The 14,689-nt window shown below is 51.3% G+C and carries 14 protein-coding genes; 5 read left to right on the forward strand and 9 right to left on the reverse strand.

Annotation, left to right across the window (positions count from 1 at the left end):
* Positions 1–11: 11 nt before the first annotated feature.
* Genes HV352_RS11540 through HV352_RS11570 form a run of 7 tightly spaced genes read right to left on the reverse strand, consistent with a single transcriptional unit; the run spans position 12 to position 6,929 of the window.
* Positions 12–947 (reverse strand): ABC transporter ATP-binding protein, encoded by a 936-nt coding sequence (locus HV352_RS11540; RefSeq protein WP_181635448.1) that lies wholly within the window; start codon positions 945–947, stop codon positions 12–14.
* Complete coding sequence (locus tag HV352_RS11545; protein WP_016156537.1) at positions 940–1,926, reverse strand: ABC transporter ATP-binding protein; 987 nt, start codon at positions 1,924–1,926, stop codon at positions 940–942. Before HV352_RS11545 ends, HV352_RS11540 begins: the two co-directional genes overlap by 8 nt.
* On the reverse strand, positions 1,923–2,819 hold the full coding sequence (gene ddpC, locus HV352_RS11550; protein WP_016153092.1) for a D,D-dipeptide ABC transporter permease: 897 nt from the start codon (positions 2,817–2,819) through the stop codon (positions 1,923–1,925). The genes HV352_RS11545 and ddpC overlap by 4 nt, the downstream gene beginning before the upstream one ends.
* Entirely contained in the window at positions 2,816–3,838 is a 1,023-nt protein-coding gene (locus HV352_RS11555; RefSeq protein ID WP_016153091.1) for an ABC transporter permease, read from the reverse strand. The genes ddpC and HV352_RS11555 overlap by 4 nt, the downstream gene beginning before the upstream one ends.
* Positions 3,839–3,882: 44 nt before the next feature.
* Entirely contained in the window at positions 3,883–5,445 is a 1,563-nt protein-coding gene (locus tag HV352_RS11560; protein ID WP_181635449.1) for an ABC transporter substrate-binding protein, read from the reverse strand.
* A 15-nt stretch (positions 5,446–5,460) separates the two neighbouring features.
* Positions 5,461–6,048: a D-alanyl-D-alanine dipeptidase gene (gene ddpX / locus HV352_RS11565; protein WP_181635450.1), complete on the reverse strand. Its 588-nt coding sequence runs from the start codon at positions 6,046–6,048 to the stop codon at positions 5,461–5,463.
* 14 nt (positions 6,049–6,062) lie between these two features.
* Positions 6,063–6,929 (reverse strand): MurR/RpiR family transcriptional regulator, encoded by an 867-nt coding sequence (locus tag HV352_RS11570; RefSeq protein WP_016156533.1) that lies wholly within the window; start codon positions 6,927–6,929, stop codon positions 6,063–6,065.
* A 400-nt stretch (positions 6,930–7,329) separates the two neighbouring features.
* Here HV352_RS11570 and hdeB point away from each other — a divergent pair, with 400 nt between their 5' ends.
* Both hdeB and HV352_RS11580 read left to right on the forward strand, forming a co-directional pair.
* Entirely contained in the window at positions 7,330–7,659 is a 330-nt protein-coding gene (hdeB, locus tag HV352_RS11575; RefSeq protein WP_003019999.1) for an acid-activated periplasmic chaperone HdeB, read from the forward strand.
* Between the two features lie 155 nt (positions 7,660–7,814).
* A complete protein-coding gene (locus tag HV352_RS11580; RefSeq protein ID WP_016153087.1) occupies positions 7,815–9,758 on the forward strand; it encodes a methyl-accepting chemotaxis protein in 1,944 nt (647 codons plus the stop codon).
* A 65-nt stretch (positions 9,759–9,823) separates the two neighbouring features.
* Here the strand turns inward: HV352_RS11580 and HV352_RS11585 are convergent, their stop codons facing one another.
* Together HV352_RS11585 and HV352_RS11590 are read right to left on the reverse strand one after the other, a co-directional pair.
* On the reverse strand, positions 9,824–11,191 hold the full coding sequence (locus HV352_RS11585) for a glycoside hydrolase family 10 protein (protein WP_181635451.1): 1,368 nt from the start codon (positions 11,189–11,191) through the stop codon (positions 9,824–9,826).
* A 12-nt stretch (positions 11,192–11,203) separates the two neighbouring features.
* Entirely contained in the window at positions 11,204–11,491 is a 288-nt protein-coding gene (locus tag HV352_RS11590; RefSeq protein WP_016153085.1) for a VF530 family protein, read from the reverse strand.
* 455 nt (positions 11,492–11,946) lie between these two features.
* Here HV352_RS11590 and HV352_RS11595 point away from each other — a divergent pair, with 455 nt between their 5' ends.
* The 3 genes from HV352_RS11595 (at position 11,947) to HV352_RS11605 (ending at position 14,688) form a co-directional block, all read left to right on the forward strand.
* Entirely contained in the window at positions 11,947–12,663 is a 717-nt protein-coding gene (locus tag HV352_RS11595; RefSeq protein ID WP_016153084.1) for a YebC/PmpR family DNA-binding transcriptional regulator, read from the forward strand.
* A gap of 778 nt (positions 12,664–13,441) precedes the next feature.
* Positions 13,442–14,200: a trans-aconitate 2-methyltransferase gene (gene tam, locus HV352_RS11600; protein ID WP_016157955.1), complete on the forward strand. Its 759-nt coding sequence runs from the start codon at positions 13,442–13,444 to the stop codon at positions 14,198–14,200.
* 131 nt (positions 14,201–14,331) lie between these two features.
* Positions 14,332–14,688, forward strand: a complete 357-nt coding sequence (locus tag HV352_RS11605) for a GFA family protein (RefSeq protein WP_181635452.1) — start codon at positions 14,332–14,334, stop codon at positions 14,686–14,688.
* Position 14,689: the final 1 nt, after the last annotated feature.

Here is a 14,689-nt window from a genome sequence, read left to right on the forward strand (position 1 = left end):
AACCGCTCAGCTCATGCAACCGCCCGCCAGCAGCGAACTTCACCACCGCTATCACTTTTCAGCAATGCCTGTTTCTTCTCACAGCCGCTGGTCGCCAGTGGGCATCTGTCACGGAAAAAACAACCCTGGGGCAGCGTTCGGTTCCCCGGTAGTTCGGTTTTCCGTAACACCAAATCCTCCGCCAGCGGTGCTCCCGTTTTAGGGACCGAATCCAGCAATAACCGCGTGTAGGGATGGGCGGGCTGCGTGAGTACCTGCTGCGCATCGCCCAGCTCAACAATTTGCCCGAGGTACATCACCGCCACGCGGTCGCTCATATGGCGGACCACCGACACGTTGTGCGAGATCAGCACGTAGGTCAGGTTTCTGCGCGCCTGCAATGACACCAGCAGATTGAGAATTTGTGCCTGCACGGAGATATCCAGCGCCGAAGTAGGTTCATCAAGCACAATCACGTCCGGCTCTGATGACAACGCCCGGGCGATGGCAATACGCTGGCGCTGTCCACCGGAAAACGCATGCGGCAGGCGGTCGAGATATTCAGGACGAATTCCCACTTGCCGCGCCAAATCTTCAGCAAGCATACGGCGCTCACGTTCTGCAGGACGTTTTTGGATCCACACCGGTTCGGTGATAATCCGCCATACCGGTAAGCGCGGATCCAGCGATGAAAGGGGATCCTGAAAGACCATTTGCATACCGGTATGCTGCTTGTCACCACAGCGCGCATAGTTGCCCTGACTGGGTTTTAGCATCCCCATCAGCAGTTGCGCCAGCGTACTTTTTCCACAGCCGGACTCGCCAACAATCCCCAGCGTTTCCCCCTGACGGATCTGTAAATCCAGACCATTGAGGGCATGCACCCGTTCCGTTACCTTGCCAAGCCAGTTTTTACGCGCAGGGAAGTTGACATGAACATTCTGCAGCGCCAGTAAAAAATCAGACATGTGTTGTCTCCAGTTGCGGATACCAGCAGGCAGATTGTTGATCCCCGCCTCCCTGACTGCGTAACGCAGGTGTTTCTTCACAACGGGGGCCAGCGGCAAAGCAGCGCTCGCGAAACGCGCATCCCGTCGGTAAGCAGGTTAAGTTCGGCACGGTGCCGGGAATGGCGGGCAGCAATGCGCGCGGCTCGCCGTGTTCCGGCGCGCATTTCAGCAGACCAATGGAATAGGGATGCGTCGGGCGTTGAATAACGGTTTGCGTTGGGCCACTCTCAATCACGCTTCCGGCATACATGACGTACAACCGGTCGCATAACTGTGAAACCACCGCCATATCATGGCTGATAAATAACACGGCTGTCCCGCTGGCTCGCGCTTTTAACTTCAGCAAACGCAGCACCTGCAGTTGCACCGTGACGTCCAGAGCGGTGGTCGGTTCATCGGCAATGATAAGCTCCGGTTCACACGAAAAGGCCAGCGCTATCATTACGCGCTGGCGCATCCCGCCGGAAAGCTCAAACGGGAAACGCTTCATGACTTCCGCCGCATCCGGGATTTGCATCTCCTGGAGTAAAGCGATGGCTTTCTGACGGGCATCCGTGCGGCTTAACGCCTGATGATGGCGGATAACCTCCACCATTTGCTGACCGATGCGTCGGGTCGGATTCAGCGCCGTCATGGGTTCCTGAAAGATCATCGCTACGCGTGCGCCGCGCCATTGGCGCATTTGCTTCTCGCTGGCATTGAGCACATCTTCCCCCAGCAGCGAAACGCGTCCCTGGTGGATATGATAACTGCCTTCCGGCAGCAGACGCATGGTGAGCATGGCCGTCACGGACTTACCGGAACCGGACTCACCAACCACGCCAACGATTTCTCCGCGGTTGATATGCAGCGATACATGGTTAAGCGCATGCACGTCAGCTTTATAGCCGGGAAAACTCAAATGCAAATCTTCGATTTCCAGCACGGGTTGTGTCATGACTGTTTTCCTCCGGCTTTCGGGTCAAGCAGATCGCGAATACCATCGCCAAAGAGATTAAAGCCCACGGCGGTAATCAGAATGGCGGCGCCGGGGAAAGCGCAATACCACCACTGATCAAGCACATAGTTACGGCCTATTGCGACCATCGCTCCCCATTCAGCGCTGGGTTGCTGTGCGCCCAGACCGATAAATCCGAGCGTGGCGGCCATCAGGATCGCACTGCCGATATCCAGCGACGCTTGCACAATTAGCGGGGGCAGAGAGTTACGTAAAATGTGCCAGCTAATCAGATGCCAGCGTGATGCGCCGTAGGTCCGCGCCGCCTGCACATAGGTAAACTGGCGCACTACTAACGTTTGACCGCGTGCGAGGCGCACATAAAACGGAATACGTACGATAGCAATCGCCAGCATGGCGTTAAACAGGCTTGGACCCAACGCGGCGGCCAGCGCCATCGTCAGCACCAGCGAGGGAATGGACAGCATAATGTCCATTATTCGCATAATAATTGCATCGGCGCGTCCGCCCATGACGCCAGACAAACAGCCCAGCAGCGAACCCAATCCCCCGGCGATACCCACCACGACCAGCCCCGCAACGACCGATTGTTGGCTACCCACCAGAACGCGGCTGAACAGATCGCGGCCGACTTCATCGGTACCAAACCAGTGAGCGGCTGACGGGGGCAGCAGGCGTGCACTCAAATTGATGGCATTAGGGTCGTGAGGGGTTATCCACGGCGACAGCACCATCAGCAGCAGTATCATCACAATGATGACCCCGCCAACCAGCGTCAACGGGCTGCTTTTCATCATCCAGAACAGTTTAGCCCAGTCTGTGCGACGGCGTGTTGTCTGAGGCGCGGCTGGCGTTTCTTGTGTGAGCATCATTGTGCATCTCCGCGTCCAATTCGTGGATCGATCCACAAGTAGAGTAAATCCACCACCAGGTTAACCAGCACATAGGCGAAAGAGACCACCACGGCAAATCCCATTACCGCCGGGAAGTCGAGCGCCTGAATCGACGTCACCACCCAGGCGCCCATTCCCGGCCAGGCGAAGACCGTTTCAGTCAGCACCGCACCGTAGAGCAGATCGCCCAATGCCAGGCCGAGAACGGTTATCGAGGGGATAAGCGCATTTGGCAACGCGTAACACAACACGATGTACCAGCCCGGCAACCCACTGGCGCGAGCGGTGCGAATGTAATCTTCACTCAGTTGCTCCAGCATGGCGGAGCGAATCTGACGGGCAACGATCCCCAGGTGCACAAAGGCCAGCGTCAGCGATGGCAGGATCAGGTGCTGAAGCGCATTGAAAAAGACTTCGCCATTGCCTTCCAGCAGTGCATCAATCAGATAGAACCCGGTGACGTGAGTTGGCGGATCCAGCCAGTCATCTAAACGTCCACCGCCGGGTAAAATTTGCAGATGACCATAAAACAGCACAATCACCCCCAGCCCCAGCCAGAATGCTGGTGTGGAGATACCGGTGATCGCCATCAGGCGAACGAGGTGATCAAGCCAGCGGTTGCGCCAGACCGCAGATAAAATGCCTAAAGGAATACCGATAACCAGCGCCAGCAACAAGGAGCAGAAAGCCAGCTCAAGGGTGGCGGGGAAGAAGATGCGCAGCTCATCCAGCACCGGACGTCCGGTGCGAATAGAGGTGCCTAAATCGCCGTGAAAAATGTCGCTGACATAGCGAAAAAACTGGACATACAGCGGCTGGTTCAGCCCCAACTGTTGGCGAATATTTTCGACAATTTCATCACTGGCGCGATCGCCCGCCAATAGCCGCGCGGGGTCGCCAGGTATCAGGTGCGAAATAATAAAAGTGATTACGCAAACACCGATAACCACCAGAATAAGTCCCCAGCATCGCTGGCGTAAAATGCTCCAGAACGTCATTAGCTTCCCCTTGCGGAGCCAGAGCGGCTCCGCATTAACGTGGCTTATTTACTCATGGTGGAGATATTGAAGACCTGTTCCAGCATGGGGTTGAATACAAATCCTTTGACGTCTTTGTTCATCGCCAACTGATAGTTTTTCTGGAATAAATAGACGTAGGCGGCTTCATCAATCACGATAGTTTGCGCCTGCTGGTAGTCATTGGTTCTGGCAACCTGATCGGTCGTGGCCAGCGCGCTACGCAGCAGCTTATCGACCTCACCGTTTTCATAGAACGAACGGTTACCCGGCAAGCCTTTCTTATCTGACTCAAACCAGTAGTTCATAAACATGTACGGATCGGCGAAATCTGGGCTCCAGTTGCCAATGGCAATGTCGTAATCTCCTTTGCCCACGCGGTCACGCATGGTGGCGTTCGCCAGTTTTTCCAGCTTCACCTTAATGCCCAGTTTGCCAAGGCTTGCCTGGGTCGCGAGCGCGATAGGTTCCCAGTTGGGGTCATTATCCGAGTACAGGAAGCTCAGGCTGTCAGGTTTGGTGGCAACTTTCTCCCACGCCGCTTTCGCTTTGGCTTCATCGAAACTGTACTGCATGGCCTTGTCGTCAAAACCCCACATGCCTTCAGGGATCGGACCCCGCATTTGCTTACCGTTGCCGCTCAGGATCCCGTTTACTATGCCTTTATAATCGGTGGCCCACGAGATGGCGCGGCGTAAATCCACCTGATTGAGCGGCGCTTTACTGTTATTCAGATACAGATAGGTCACGCGCAACGAGGGATAATCCGCCACGTTAACTTTGCCTTCCTGTTTTAAGGCGGCAAGCTGGTCAACCGGAAGCGCATCGGCAATGTCGATATCACCCCGCGACAATTGCAGACGGCGAGAGGCGCTTTCACCGATGATTTTTACCGAAACCCGCTTAAACGCCGGTTTTGCACCGGCATAATATGGGTTAGGAACCAGCACCAACTGCTGTCCCTTTTGCCAGCTTTTGAGCATGAAGGGACCGGAGCCTGCCGTGTTCTGCGCCAGGAATCCGCGTGCATCGTCTGCGGCATGATCTTTTAAGACGGCCGGGTTAATAATTGAAGCCCCGTCATTGGCCAGCGTATACAGGAACGGCGCAAATGGCTGGCTGAGGGTAAACTTCACCGTATTGCTATCGATAGCCTCGACCTTCAGATCTTTTGGGAACGCTTCTGCAGGCCCCTGGCCGATTTTGAGCAGGCGTTCAAAAGATTGCTTTACCGCATCAGCCGTCACCGGCGTTCCGTCGGCGAATTTGGCATCGTTTTTCAGGATAAACGTCCACTCTTTCTGGTCGTCAGAGGCCTTCCAGCCGCTGGCCAAATCGCCTTCAACTTCCGTGGAGCCTTTACCGCCATCCGTTTTGTACTGAACCAGCCGCTGATAAGAGGGATAGGTGACCGTCCAGTCGTTGTTATCGATGGTCACGGCGGGATCGAGCGTCTGCGGGTCGGCAGCTTTGCCGATCACCAGCATATCTTTGGGAACGGCGGCCTGCGCAGCGGGCAGGGCAAACGCCAGCGCAACGGCTATCAGAGCGGGGCGAAAAAACGCGTTTAACGCAGGTGTAGTCTTCATAACCAGGCTCCAGAATTAAAGGGAATGTTGTGTTGTTATGGGTGTGACAGTGTAACAATCTATCTGATCGTCAAGCAGCGGATAGCGGGCGGCATCAGGTAATTCAAAATGCCACCACTCGCTGGTGATACCGACAAAACCGCCGCCGAACATAATGGCATTGAGCAGCAGGCGGTTGCGCTGCGCAGCCGGAGGAACAGAAGGGTGACAGGCATGGGAACGGTCGTGCATCTCATCAAAGCCCGCGCCCATATCGAGAAGATTGCCACGATCGTCCATTAGCGTAACGTCAATGGCCGTCCCGCGGCTGTGATTAGATCCTATCGCCACATCAACAACATACTGAGGATCTGGACACGCATTCCACAGCACCGCCTGCGCCTGCTGCGGGCGATACGCGTCGTATACCACAAGTTTCAGGCCCGCCAGTTGCGCAATACTGATGCTTTTCGCCAGCGCAGTGACCGCCTCGGTGTGCAACAGGCAACGAGCTTCCCGGTAGATAGGGGCGCCGGTAATGTTGTCTGCCGTAGCGTATTTAAGATCGATATGTAGCGACGGGAATATCACCGACAGATCGACCAGTTCTGGGGTTTCTGACATAGCACGTTTCCTGTTTATTGTTCGAATTGACCAAATTGTTGTTGTAACTGGCGATTGGTTTGCAGGCGTTCTGCGAGGGAGTCACCCAGTTGTGCCACCACCGCAGAGAGTAATAAGTTGAACAGACAGCTCACCGGAGCCAGTGAGTCCCAGAAATGTCCGGTGTCAGTTTTCACCTGAAGTAAGTCAATGGAATAGTCTCTGGCCCACGGGCACCACACATCGGTGATTAACGCCAGCGGAATGCAGCGTTCTGTGGCAACGCGGCAATATTGTCGCGAGATAGCGGAATAGGCGCGCATATCGGTGATCACCACGTAAGGCTGGGTGAATCCTGAATTCAGCGACTCGACCCAACTGCCGGAAAGCCCTTCGGAGTAGCTGACTTTAGGCCGCAGGTATTCCAAGTGACTGAAAAAGGCGTTAGCGATCCCGCGGGTGGACTGGATCCCAAGGATATACACGGCTTCCGCATGCGCCAGCCGCTGGGCTATGCGTAAAAACGTTTCGCCTTGCGCGAGTTGATAGACATAGGTAATGGCGTCGATTTCCAGTAACAGCGACTGCTGCGCGCGATCTGGCAGGCTTTGTTGCTGGTGCCAGGAGTCCAGCCGCTCGTTCATCCCCCAGGGTTGATAGGCGACGACGGGTAGCTCCCGCAGGCTGGCTTTTGCATCTTCCAGATTGCGAAAGCCCAGTTTACGCAGATAGCGTCCAACGGTAATGCCGCTGGTTCCGGTCGCTTTAGCAATACCATCCGCGGTTTCAAAAGGGATCTGGACAGCATGGGCTAACAGCCACCCGGCCACGCGCTTTTCGCTGGGCGTCAGTTGGCTAAAGGTCTGCTCTATGCGGGTAAATAACTCCGGTTTCGCTGTCATTACCTTCTCGCTGTTAATTGTTTGTCAGAGTACGGTTCACTGTTAGCAAATTAACAATGCAGGACGCGTGCCATGTTGGTAACAGCGGCACGCTGACCATTTTTGTTAAAAATCAGCCCATACCCGTTAACTAATGATCAACATTTGTGCAGCGTAGTTCAGTTTTGGTGCAGCGACAGGGGAAGAGGGGTATGAATCTGCTGATTTCGTCGGAACGATCACATTGTGGCCACGTTTTACGCCCAGACATCAGAATCAGTAATGTGAAATATAAATTTCAGCCATATCAATGGTGGCAATCTTTATTCTTATGACGTTAGGGGTATTATTTTTTGCGAACTACATTAACGGTTTGAAGCGCAAGTGTAGATATTATTTATATTATAAATGGAGTACTACAATGAATAAATTCTCCCTTTCTACAGCAGGTATTCTGGTCGCAGCGCTGTTAACCAGTGTCAGCGTCAATGCAGCAACTGATAACGCTAAAACTGAAGTGACTCCAAAAGGCATGAATTGCCAGGAGTTTATTGATTTGAACCCGCAAACTATGGCCCCAGTGGCTTTCTGGGTGCTCAATGAAGACGAAGATTTCAAGGGTGGCGATTACGTAGACTATAACGAAACCGTGACTACTGCAGTTCCTCTGACCGTTGAACTTTGTAAAAAACATCCGCAGAGCGAATTAAGTAAAATAAAAGACGAAATCAAAAAAGAATTATCCAAATAAGATTAAGTCATTATTAAAACCCAGCCAAAGTGCTGGGTTTTGCTATTTGTGACAATGTCACCTATTTATTTTGTGATACTTAAGAAAACTTTATAAAGATATAAACGCCTGTGCCGATACTGGATAAAAGTTAGCCTTTTGCAGAAGGAGTTTGTATGGCCTGGTATCCTACTCGTATTTCAACGCGTTTAACCATCGGCGGCATTCTGCTGCTTGCAGTCACGACCCTTGTTATTGTGGTGATTATGCTCTGGCGTGGCCAACCGCGCGTCGTTGAAATCAACACCGCCCTGATCGAAGAAACAGGGCAAGGTTTAACCCGCCAGTTGAGTACCGTATTGTCCCGAATTGAAGGTGAGACCGTTAGCTTGTCACGACTGGCTGAGGTGCTGCCAAATGATGAATCTCTTTATCAAAGCGTCGTTCCGCATCTGATTGGTGAAGATAAAGATTCAATTATTACCGGCGGCGGCATCTGGCCAGAACCAGACGCTTTCACCGCAGGTGTGGAGAAAAGAAGCTTTTTCTGGGCGCGTAATGCTGAAGGTAAACTGGTGTATTCCAACGACTATAACGTCGAAGGGTCAAGCGGATACCACAATGAAAACTGGTATCAGCATGCTAAAGGGCATTCACAAAACAGTTGCTTATGGTCTGATGTCTACCAGGACGCCAGTTCAGGCGTCAACATGGTAACGTGCAGCGTACCTTATCAACTGGCGGGCAAGTTTGCCGGTGTCGCCACCACCGATATTCGCCTGGATAACGTCGCCACTTTCATGCAGCAGCAGGGAAACAGCACCGGTGGTTACGCGTTTGTGGTGGACAAGCAGGGACAAATCCTCTATTTCCCGCAGGCCGATCTGGCGAAATATAAAACCATTAACGATCTGGCGCAAAGCGCGCAATGGCTTATCCCGGTGGAAAACGGTCTGAAATCTCTGCGCCCAGCGGACGGGGTGAAAACGATTACGCTTGCAAATGATAACGTCCTGAATTCGGCTTCACGAGTGATGCTGTTCCCGATGGCGGATACCGGTTGGGTTGTTGGTCTTGCGACGCCTGAATCGCGTATCGTCGGCCTTGCCAAAGTGATGATGCAGGACGTGCTGGAAGTGTTGATCCCGATCATGACCCTGTTGCTGGTGGGATCCTGGCTGGTGGTTCGCCGACTGATTTCACGTCTCGATGATACCCGTCAGGCTCTCGATGACATTGCGCAGGGAGAAGGCGATCTTACCCGTCGCCTGGATGTGCGTGGCAAAGATGAGATTTCCGCTATCGCCGAAGCGTTTAACCTGTTCGTCGATAAAATCTCAGCCATTCTGATCACTGTCAGAAGCAGTAGCGTAGTGGTGGCGAATAACGCTGTCAGCCTGGCAGACAGTAATATGGAACTTTCATCTCGCGTGACGCAACAGGCCGCTGCGCTGGAAGAGAGTTCAGCGGCGATGGAACAGTTAAATGCGACCGTTCATCAAAATGCCAGTAATACACAACTGGCGGATGAACTCTCTGATAGCACCGCGCAAACGGCCAACCGCTGCGGCGATGTTATGCAGGGTGTTATCTCTACAATGGATAACGTCAGTGCCTCATCCGGCAGAATGGTGGAAATTGTCGCGGTTATCGACAGCATTGCGTTCCAGACCAATATTCTCGCCCTGAATGCCGCGGTTGAAGCCGCCAGAGCAGGTGATGCCGGGAGAGGGTTTGCCGTTGTGGCCTCCGAAGTGCGCACGCTGGCCCAGCGCAGCGCCACCGCCGCGCAGGAAATAAAGGCGTTGATTGATGAATCCGTTTCTCATGTAGGTAGCGGAAGTCAGCAAATTCACAATGCGGGCGAACGTCTGGGAGAGCTGGTCAGTAATGTACGTCAGGTACGTCAGTTGATGGGGGAAATACGCGTTGCGGGTGAAGAACAACGCAAGGGCGTTTCCGAAGTTACGCTGGCCGTTACCGAAATGGACAGCACCGTTCAGCAAAACGCCTCGTTAATAGATGATGCTGCCGCGCGAACGCAGGCGCTGAAAGAGGAGGCGGAACAGCTGGCGATGCTGGTCTCATCATTCAGATTGCCTGAGCCTTCAGTTGCCTGATGAATCGGTTAAGAGCGTCCGTATAACCGGACGCTCTTGCGTTATAAATCCAATACGGACGACCATTAACGCCCCCAACGACTGCGAATATAGGTCACGGCTTCCTGCGTTTGCGGCTGATTAAGGTAATCTTCGCGAAACAAAATTGTGCCGTTAATGTGCGGTTCAGACTCGTTCAGATCGAGCTGTTTTTTCAGCTCCGGCACACCGCCTTTGACCGTCCAGTCAGGTTCTTTTCGCGACGGCTCACCGACTTTGTACAACGCCACCCCAATATACAGGCGGGTGTTGGTTGATTTGACGACATCTGCCCACCATTTTGCCAACACATCGTAACGCGCCGCGTCGCGGGCAAAAGGCCAATACAACTGCGGGGCGATGTAGTCCAGCAAGCCTTGTTGCACCCAGCGGCGGGTGTCCGCATACGATTCATCATAGGCTGCCGCGCCGCGCGTGTCGGAGCCCGCCGGATCGTGCGAACGGTTGCGCCACACGCCCGCAGGGCTGACGCCAAATTCAACTTCAGGTTTGAGTTTCTTAATGGTTCGTGAAACCTGAGCGATCAGGCGTTGCGTGTTATCGCGCCGCCAGTCAGCTTTGGAGACGAATCCCTGGCCGTATCTTCTGAAGGTCTGGCTGTCGTTGAGCGCAGAGCCGGGAGACTCGGTATAGAAGTAATCATCGAATTGCACGCCGTCAACCGGGTAATTCTCAACCACTTCAGCCACGATGCTGGTTATCCAGTCACGCACTTCGGGAATACCGGGATCTAACACAAAACGCTCGCCCGAGGTACGGATCCAGTCCCGATGCAGGACAAAAACGCTGGAAGGCGTCTGTGACAGCGTGTTGTTTAATTCGGTAACCGTCGCAGGTTTAGTGTTAACGGACACGCGGTAGGGGTTAAACCAGGCATGGACTTTCATTCCGCGTTTATGCGCTTCATCGAGCATAAACCGTAACGGATCGTAACCCGGATCCTGACCAATCTTACCGGTCAGGGTATCTGACCACGGCAAGATTGTAGAATGCCACAACGCAGTGGCATCGGGCTTCACCTGGAAAAAAACGGTGTTAATACCAAGACGTTTCAGGTTATCCAGCTTGTCAGTCAGCGCCTTTTGCTGCTGGCTGATACGAACGGCAGGCGAGCTGATGTTGACGGATGAAATCGGCGGCCAGTCAAGACGCGAAACCGTTGCCAGCCAGATACCACGCACCGGCTCCTTGCTCTGCTGTGGATTGCCCACCGGGGGCAGAGGGGTGATTTTTGAACCGGGCGGCTGTGAAGAACAACTGCCAAGTAGCAACATACTGCCTACGAGCAGCGCAAACCATTTCATGTTGGTTCGCGGCAGCCTGGCTCGGGAACGGGCGAGAATATTCGCCAGTTTTTTCTGATAATTTGCTGAAATAAAACCGGATGCTGACATCAGATTTTGCTCTTAATTCTTCTTGTTGCGGCTGTTAGCCCAGGGATCGAACGCCGGTTCGGTGGTGTTATTTGAGGCCAGGTCATGCAGTGAATCCAGGTACAGCGCTTCAACTTCTGCCCGCGCCCACGGCGTGCGGCGCAGAAACTTCAGACTGGATTTAACGCTCGGCTCATTTTTAAAGCAGTTGATATTAATGCGTTGCGCCAACTCAGCCCAACCATAACGATCAACCAGTGCATTGACCTGCATTTCAAGCGTTACGCCATGTAAAGGGTCTTTAGAAATATGAGCATTCATATGAAGTCCAGTTCAGTGGTTCCAGATTTTGTCAGTAGTGCAACGGGAAGAAGGTTACAAGAAAGCGGGGCGACCAGCAATGGCATCTGTTCCTCAGGCTTTCATGATTAAGAAGTAAACATCAGCCAGACATTGCTGAAGAAAAGATCTGGATTAGATGCGTTCATTAATCTTAAGTGGGTATTTATACCTGGATTGTTACTTCAGCTTCTCTTTATTTATGTATTATTGCTACCATTCAACTATTAAAATTAAAAAACTAAAGATCTAAAAAAAAACGAAAATAACATATCCATAATGTTAACTATTGATAAAATTAAAGTAACATTTAGTAAAACATGGATATTTTGTTTTTCATGGACGAGAGTTTACATATCATGATATAATATTGCGGAAAAATTTGCAGGCTATTAATCTGCATGTAATGTAAATGAATTTCTGAGGAGACTATTCCAGTGGGACGTAAATGGGCAAATATTGTTGCTAAAAAAACTGCTAAAGACGGTGCAACGTCTAATATATATGCAAAATTCGGTGTAGAAATCTATGCTGCTGCCAAACAAGGTGAACCAGACCCAGAATCAAACTCAGCTTTAAAATTCGTTATTGAACGTGCGAAACAAGCACAGGTTCCTAAACACGTTATTGATAAAGCAATTGATAAAGCCAAAGGCGGCAGCGATGAAACGTTCGTGCAAGGGCGTTATGAAGGCTTTGGTCCAAGTGGTTCACTGATTATCGCTGAAACGTTGACGTCAAATGTTAACCGTACGATTGCTAATGTCCGCTCAATTTTCAATAAAAAAGGCGGGAATATCGGAGCGGCAGGTGCTGTCAGCTATATGTTTGACAATACCGGGGTGATTGTATTTGCAGGAACAGATCCTGACCATATTTTTGAAATTTTGCTTAATGCTGATGTAGATGTTCGCGATGTAACCGAAGAAGAGGGAAACATCGTTATTTATACTGAATCTACAGACCTTCATAAAGGAATTGCAGCCCTGAAAGCCGCTGGGATTACTGAATTCTCAACAACAGAATTAGAAATGATTGCTCAATCAGAAGTTGAACTTTCACCAGAAGATTTAGAAATCTTTGCAGGACTCGTTGATGCCCTTGAAGATGACGATGATGTTCAAAAAGTCTATCACAACGTTGCAAACCTCTAATTATAAATAAAGGAATCTGTTATTGCGGCAGATCTTTAACTTATAAAGTTGTTACAAAAATATCTAGCCCGATACATTGATTATAAAAAAAGAAAAATTTACGGTAGAAAATCAAAGTGACTGTCTGCTTTTGCTCAAGGCAGACAGTCATGTCCAGCAGTTTTCAGTCAGGATTAGCAGGGGGAGCTTTTCCAGGAATGAAAAAACCGCTTCCTGGCTTCCTGACTCGAAGGCGACAACAGCTCTGACCTTATCGTTTTTCATCACTGTGTACCAACCGGAACCGCCAAACTGAGAATGGCTAAAGAGGGATCTGCATTCGGGGTCATCTGACGAAAACTTTTTACCGTAGCAGATAAGGGAAGGGTAAGGATTTGATGGAACGGCGTCAGCTAAGGGGTATGAACTAAGCATCCATCAAATGCCAAATTGTATTTAACATAATATACATTATGCGCACTAGCGTTGAGTAAGGTAGAATCTGAAGCTTTATGGTAATCCTTGTGCTGCTCGATAATGATGGCCAAACCTCTTTTCAAATGCCGTTACCAGCGCTAACCATTTTCGACCTGTGCCGCATCACTCACTGAACATCAAAATCGATAACTGTATTTCACGCAGGCAAACCACAGACATGCCAATCTGTCTTCCTGGCATACTTCCTGGCATATTTCTGCCCTTATCCTTCATTATCATATAATCTTCTAAATGAAATGGCTCACCGGCAAGGACTTATGCGGTCCTTTCTGCCTTTTTCTCTCATACTGGAGATTCATTCATGGCTGACTGGAACCCTTCGCTTTATCTGCAATATGAAACTGAACGTTCAAGACCCGCAGCGGAATTACTCAACAGAGTGGCGTTAGAGAGTGTTCGTTCAGTTGTTGATCTTGGCTGTGGTCCGGGAAACAGCACGGCATTACTGCATCAGCGCTGGCCTTCGGCTGTAATAACCGGGGTTGATTCCTCACCCGCCATGCTGAATGAAGCGCGCAACGCATTACCGCAATGCCATTTTATTGAAGCGGATATCAGTCAGTTCCAGCCCGAGCATCCTGTGGATCTGCTTTACGCAAATGCGTCTTTACAATGGGTACCCGATCACTATGAACTATTGCCGAACCTGGTATCGCTGCTGGGTCGCAACGGCGTTCTGGCCGTACAAATGCCGGATAACTGGCTGGAACCCACGCATGTTCTGATGCGCGAAGTGGCTTATGAACAGGGTTTCCCGGACCGGGGTCGTGCGCCACTTCCTGGCGTACATGCCTACTATGATATTTTGACCGAAACTGGCTGTGAGGTGGATATCTGGCGCACCACGTATTATCACATTATGGATTCTCATCAAGCAATTATCGACTGGGTAAGTTCTACAGGCCTGCGCCCCTGGTTACAGGATTTGAGAGAAAGTGAGCAACGTCAGTATCTGGCGCGCTACCACGAACTACTTCAGGAGCAATATCCACTGCAGGAAAATGGCAAAATTTTACTGGCATTTCCCCGATTGTTTATTGTTGCGCGACGCAATAATTAAGCATTTATCATCAGATAGATCACAGGAATAGAGGATCGCCTATGAGCGCCCTCGCCTTTTTAACATAAGGATCTAGTGACAATGCGAGGCATCTGCTAGTGTCTTGCCACGTGTTTCCGACGGGAGTCGTTATGTCTAAAGTCTACATTGGTGGGTGTCTTTGTGGTTCGATCCGCTTCACGGCCAGCAGTCCTAATAATTCCCATACCTGCTCCTGCGATATATGCCGGAAACATACGGGCGCACCGACCGTCGTCTGGATTGAGTTTGATGCAGAAAATGTAGAATGGACGGGAAAAGCCGGAAAACCGACAACCTGGCGCTCATCAGAAACGAGTTGTCGAGCCTTTTGCCCTCAGTGCGGCAGTTCCGTGGGCGCTATTGATGATGCCCCGGTAATTGCACTTTTAGCCGGGGCTTTTGATGACCCTAACGATGAAGACCTGGCGCCAGAGTTTCATTCGTTTTCCGATATGCAGCCAGCCTGAT

Source organism: Citrobacter sp. RHBSTW-01044, assembly GCF_013781945.1.
GTDB classification, from domain to species: domain Bacteria; phylum Pseudomonadota; class Gammaproteobacteria; order Enterobacterales; family Enterobacteriaceae; genus Citrobacter; species Citrobacter braakii.

Coding starts and splice junctions, on each gene's coding strand:
- HV352_RS11560 (WP_181635449.1), bottom strand. CDS start 5,445: ATGAAGACTACACCTGCGTTAAACGCGTTTTTTCGCCCCGCTCTGATA.
- ddpC (WP_016153092.1), bottom strand. CDS start 2,819: ATGATGCTCACACAAGAAACGCCAGCCGCGCCTCAGACAACACGCCGT.
- HV352_RS11545 (WP_016156537.1), bottom strand. CDS start 1,926: ATGACACAACCCGTGCTGGAAATCGAAGATTTGCATTTGAGTTTTCCC.
- ddpX (WP_181635450.1), bottom strand. CDS start 6,048: ATGTCAGAAACCCCAGAACTGGTCGATCTGTCGGTGATATTCCCGTCG.
- HV352_RS11590 (WP_016153085.1), bottom strand. CDS start 11,491: ATGAATGCTCATATTTCTAAAGACCCTTTACATGGCGTAACGCTTGAA.
- HV352_RS11570 (WP_016156533.1), bottom strand. CDS start 6,929: ATGACAGCGAAACCGGAGTTATTTACCCGCATAGAGCAGACCTTTAGC.
- HV352_RS11555 (WP_016153091.1), bottom strand. CDS start 3,838: ATGACGTTCTGGAGCATTTTACGCCAGCGATGCTGGGGACTTATTCTG.
- HV352_RS11585 (WP_181635451.1), bottom strand. CDS start 11,191: ATGTCAGCATCCGGTTTTATTTCAGCAAATTATCAGAAAAAACTGGCG.
- HV352_RS11540 (WP_181635448.1), bottom strand. CDS start 947: ATGTCTGATTTTTTACTGGCGCTGCAGAATGTTCATGTCAACTTCCCT.
- hdeB (WP_003019999.1), top strand. CDS start 7,330: ATGAATAAATTCTCCCTTTCTACAGCAGGTATTCTGGTCGCAGCGCTG.
- HV352_RS11580 (WP_016153087.1), top strand. CDS start 7,815: ATGGCCTGGTATCCTACTCGTATTTCAACGCGTTTAACCATCGGCGGC.
- tam (WP_016157955.1), top strand. CDS start 13,442: ATGGCTGACTGGAACCCTTCGCTTTATCTGCAATATGAAACTGAACGT.
- HV352_RS11605 (WP_181635452.1), top strand. CDS start 14,332: ATGTCTAAAGTCTACATTGGTGGGTGTCTTTGTGGTTCGATCCGCTTC.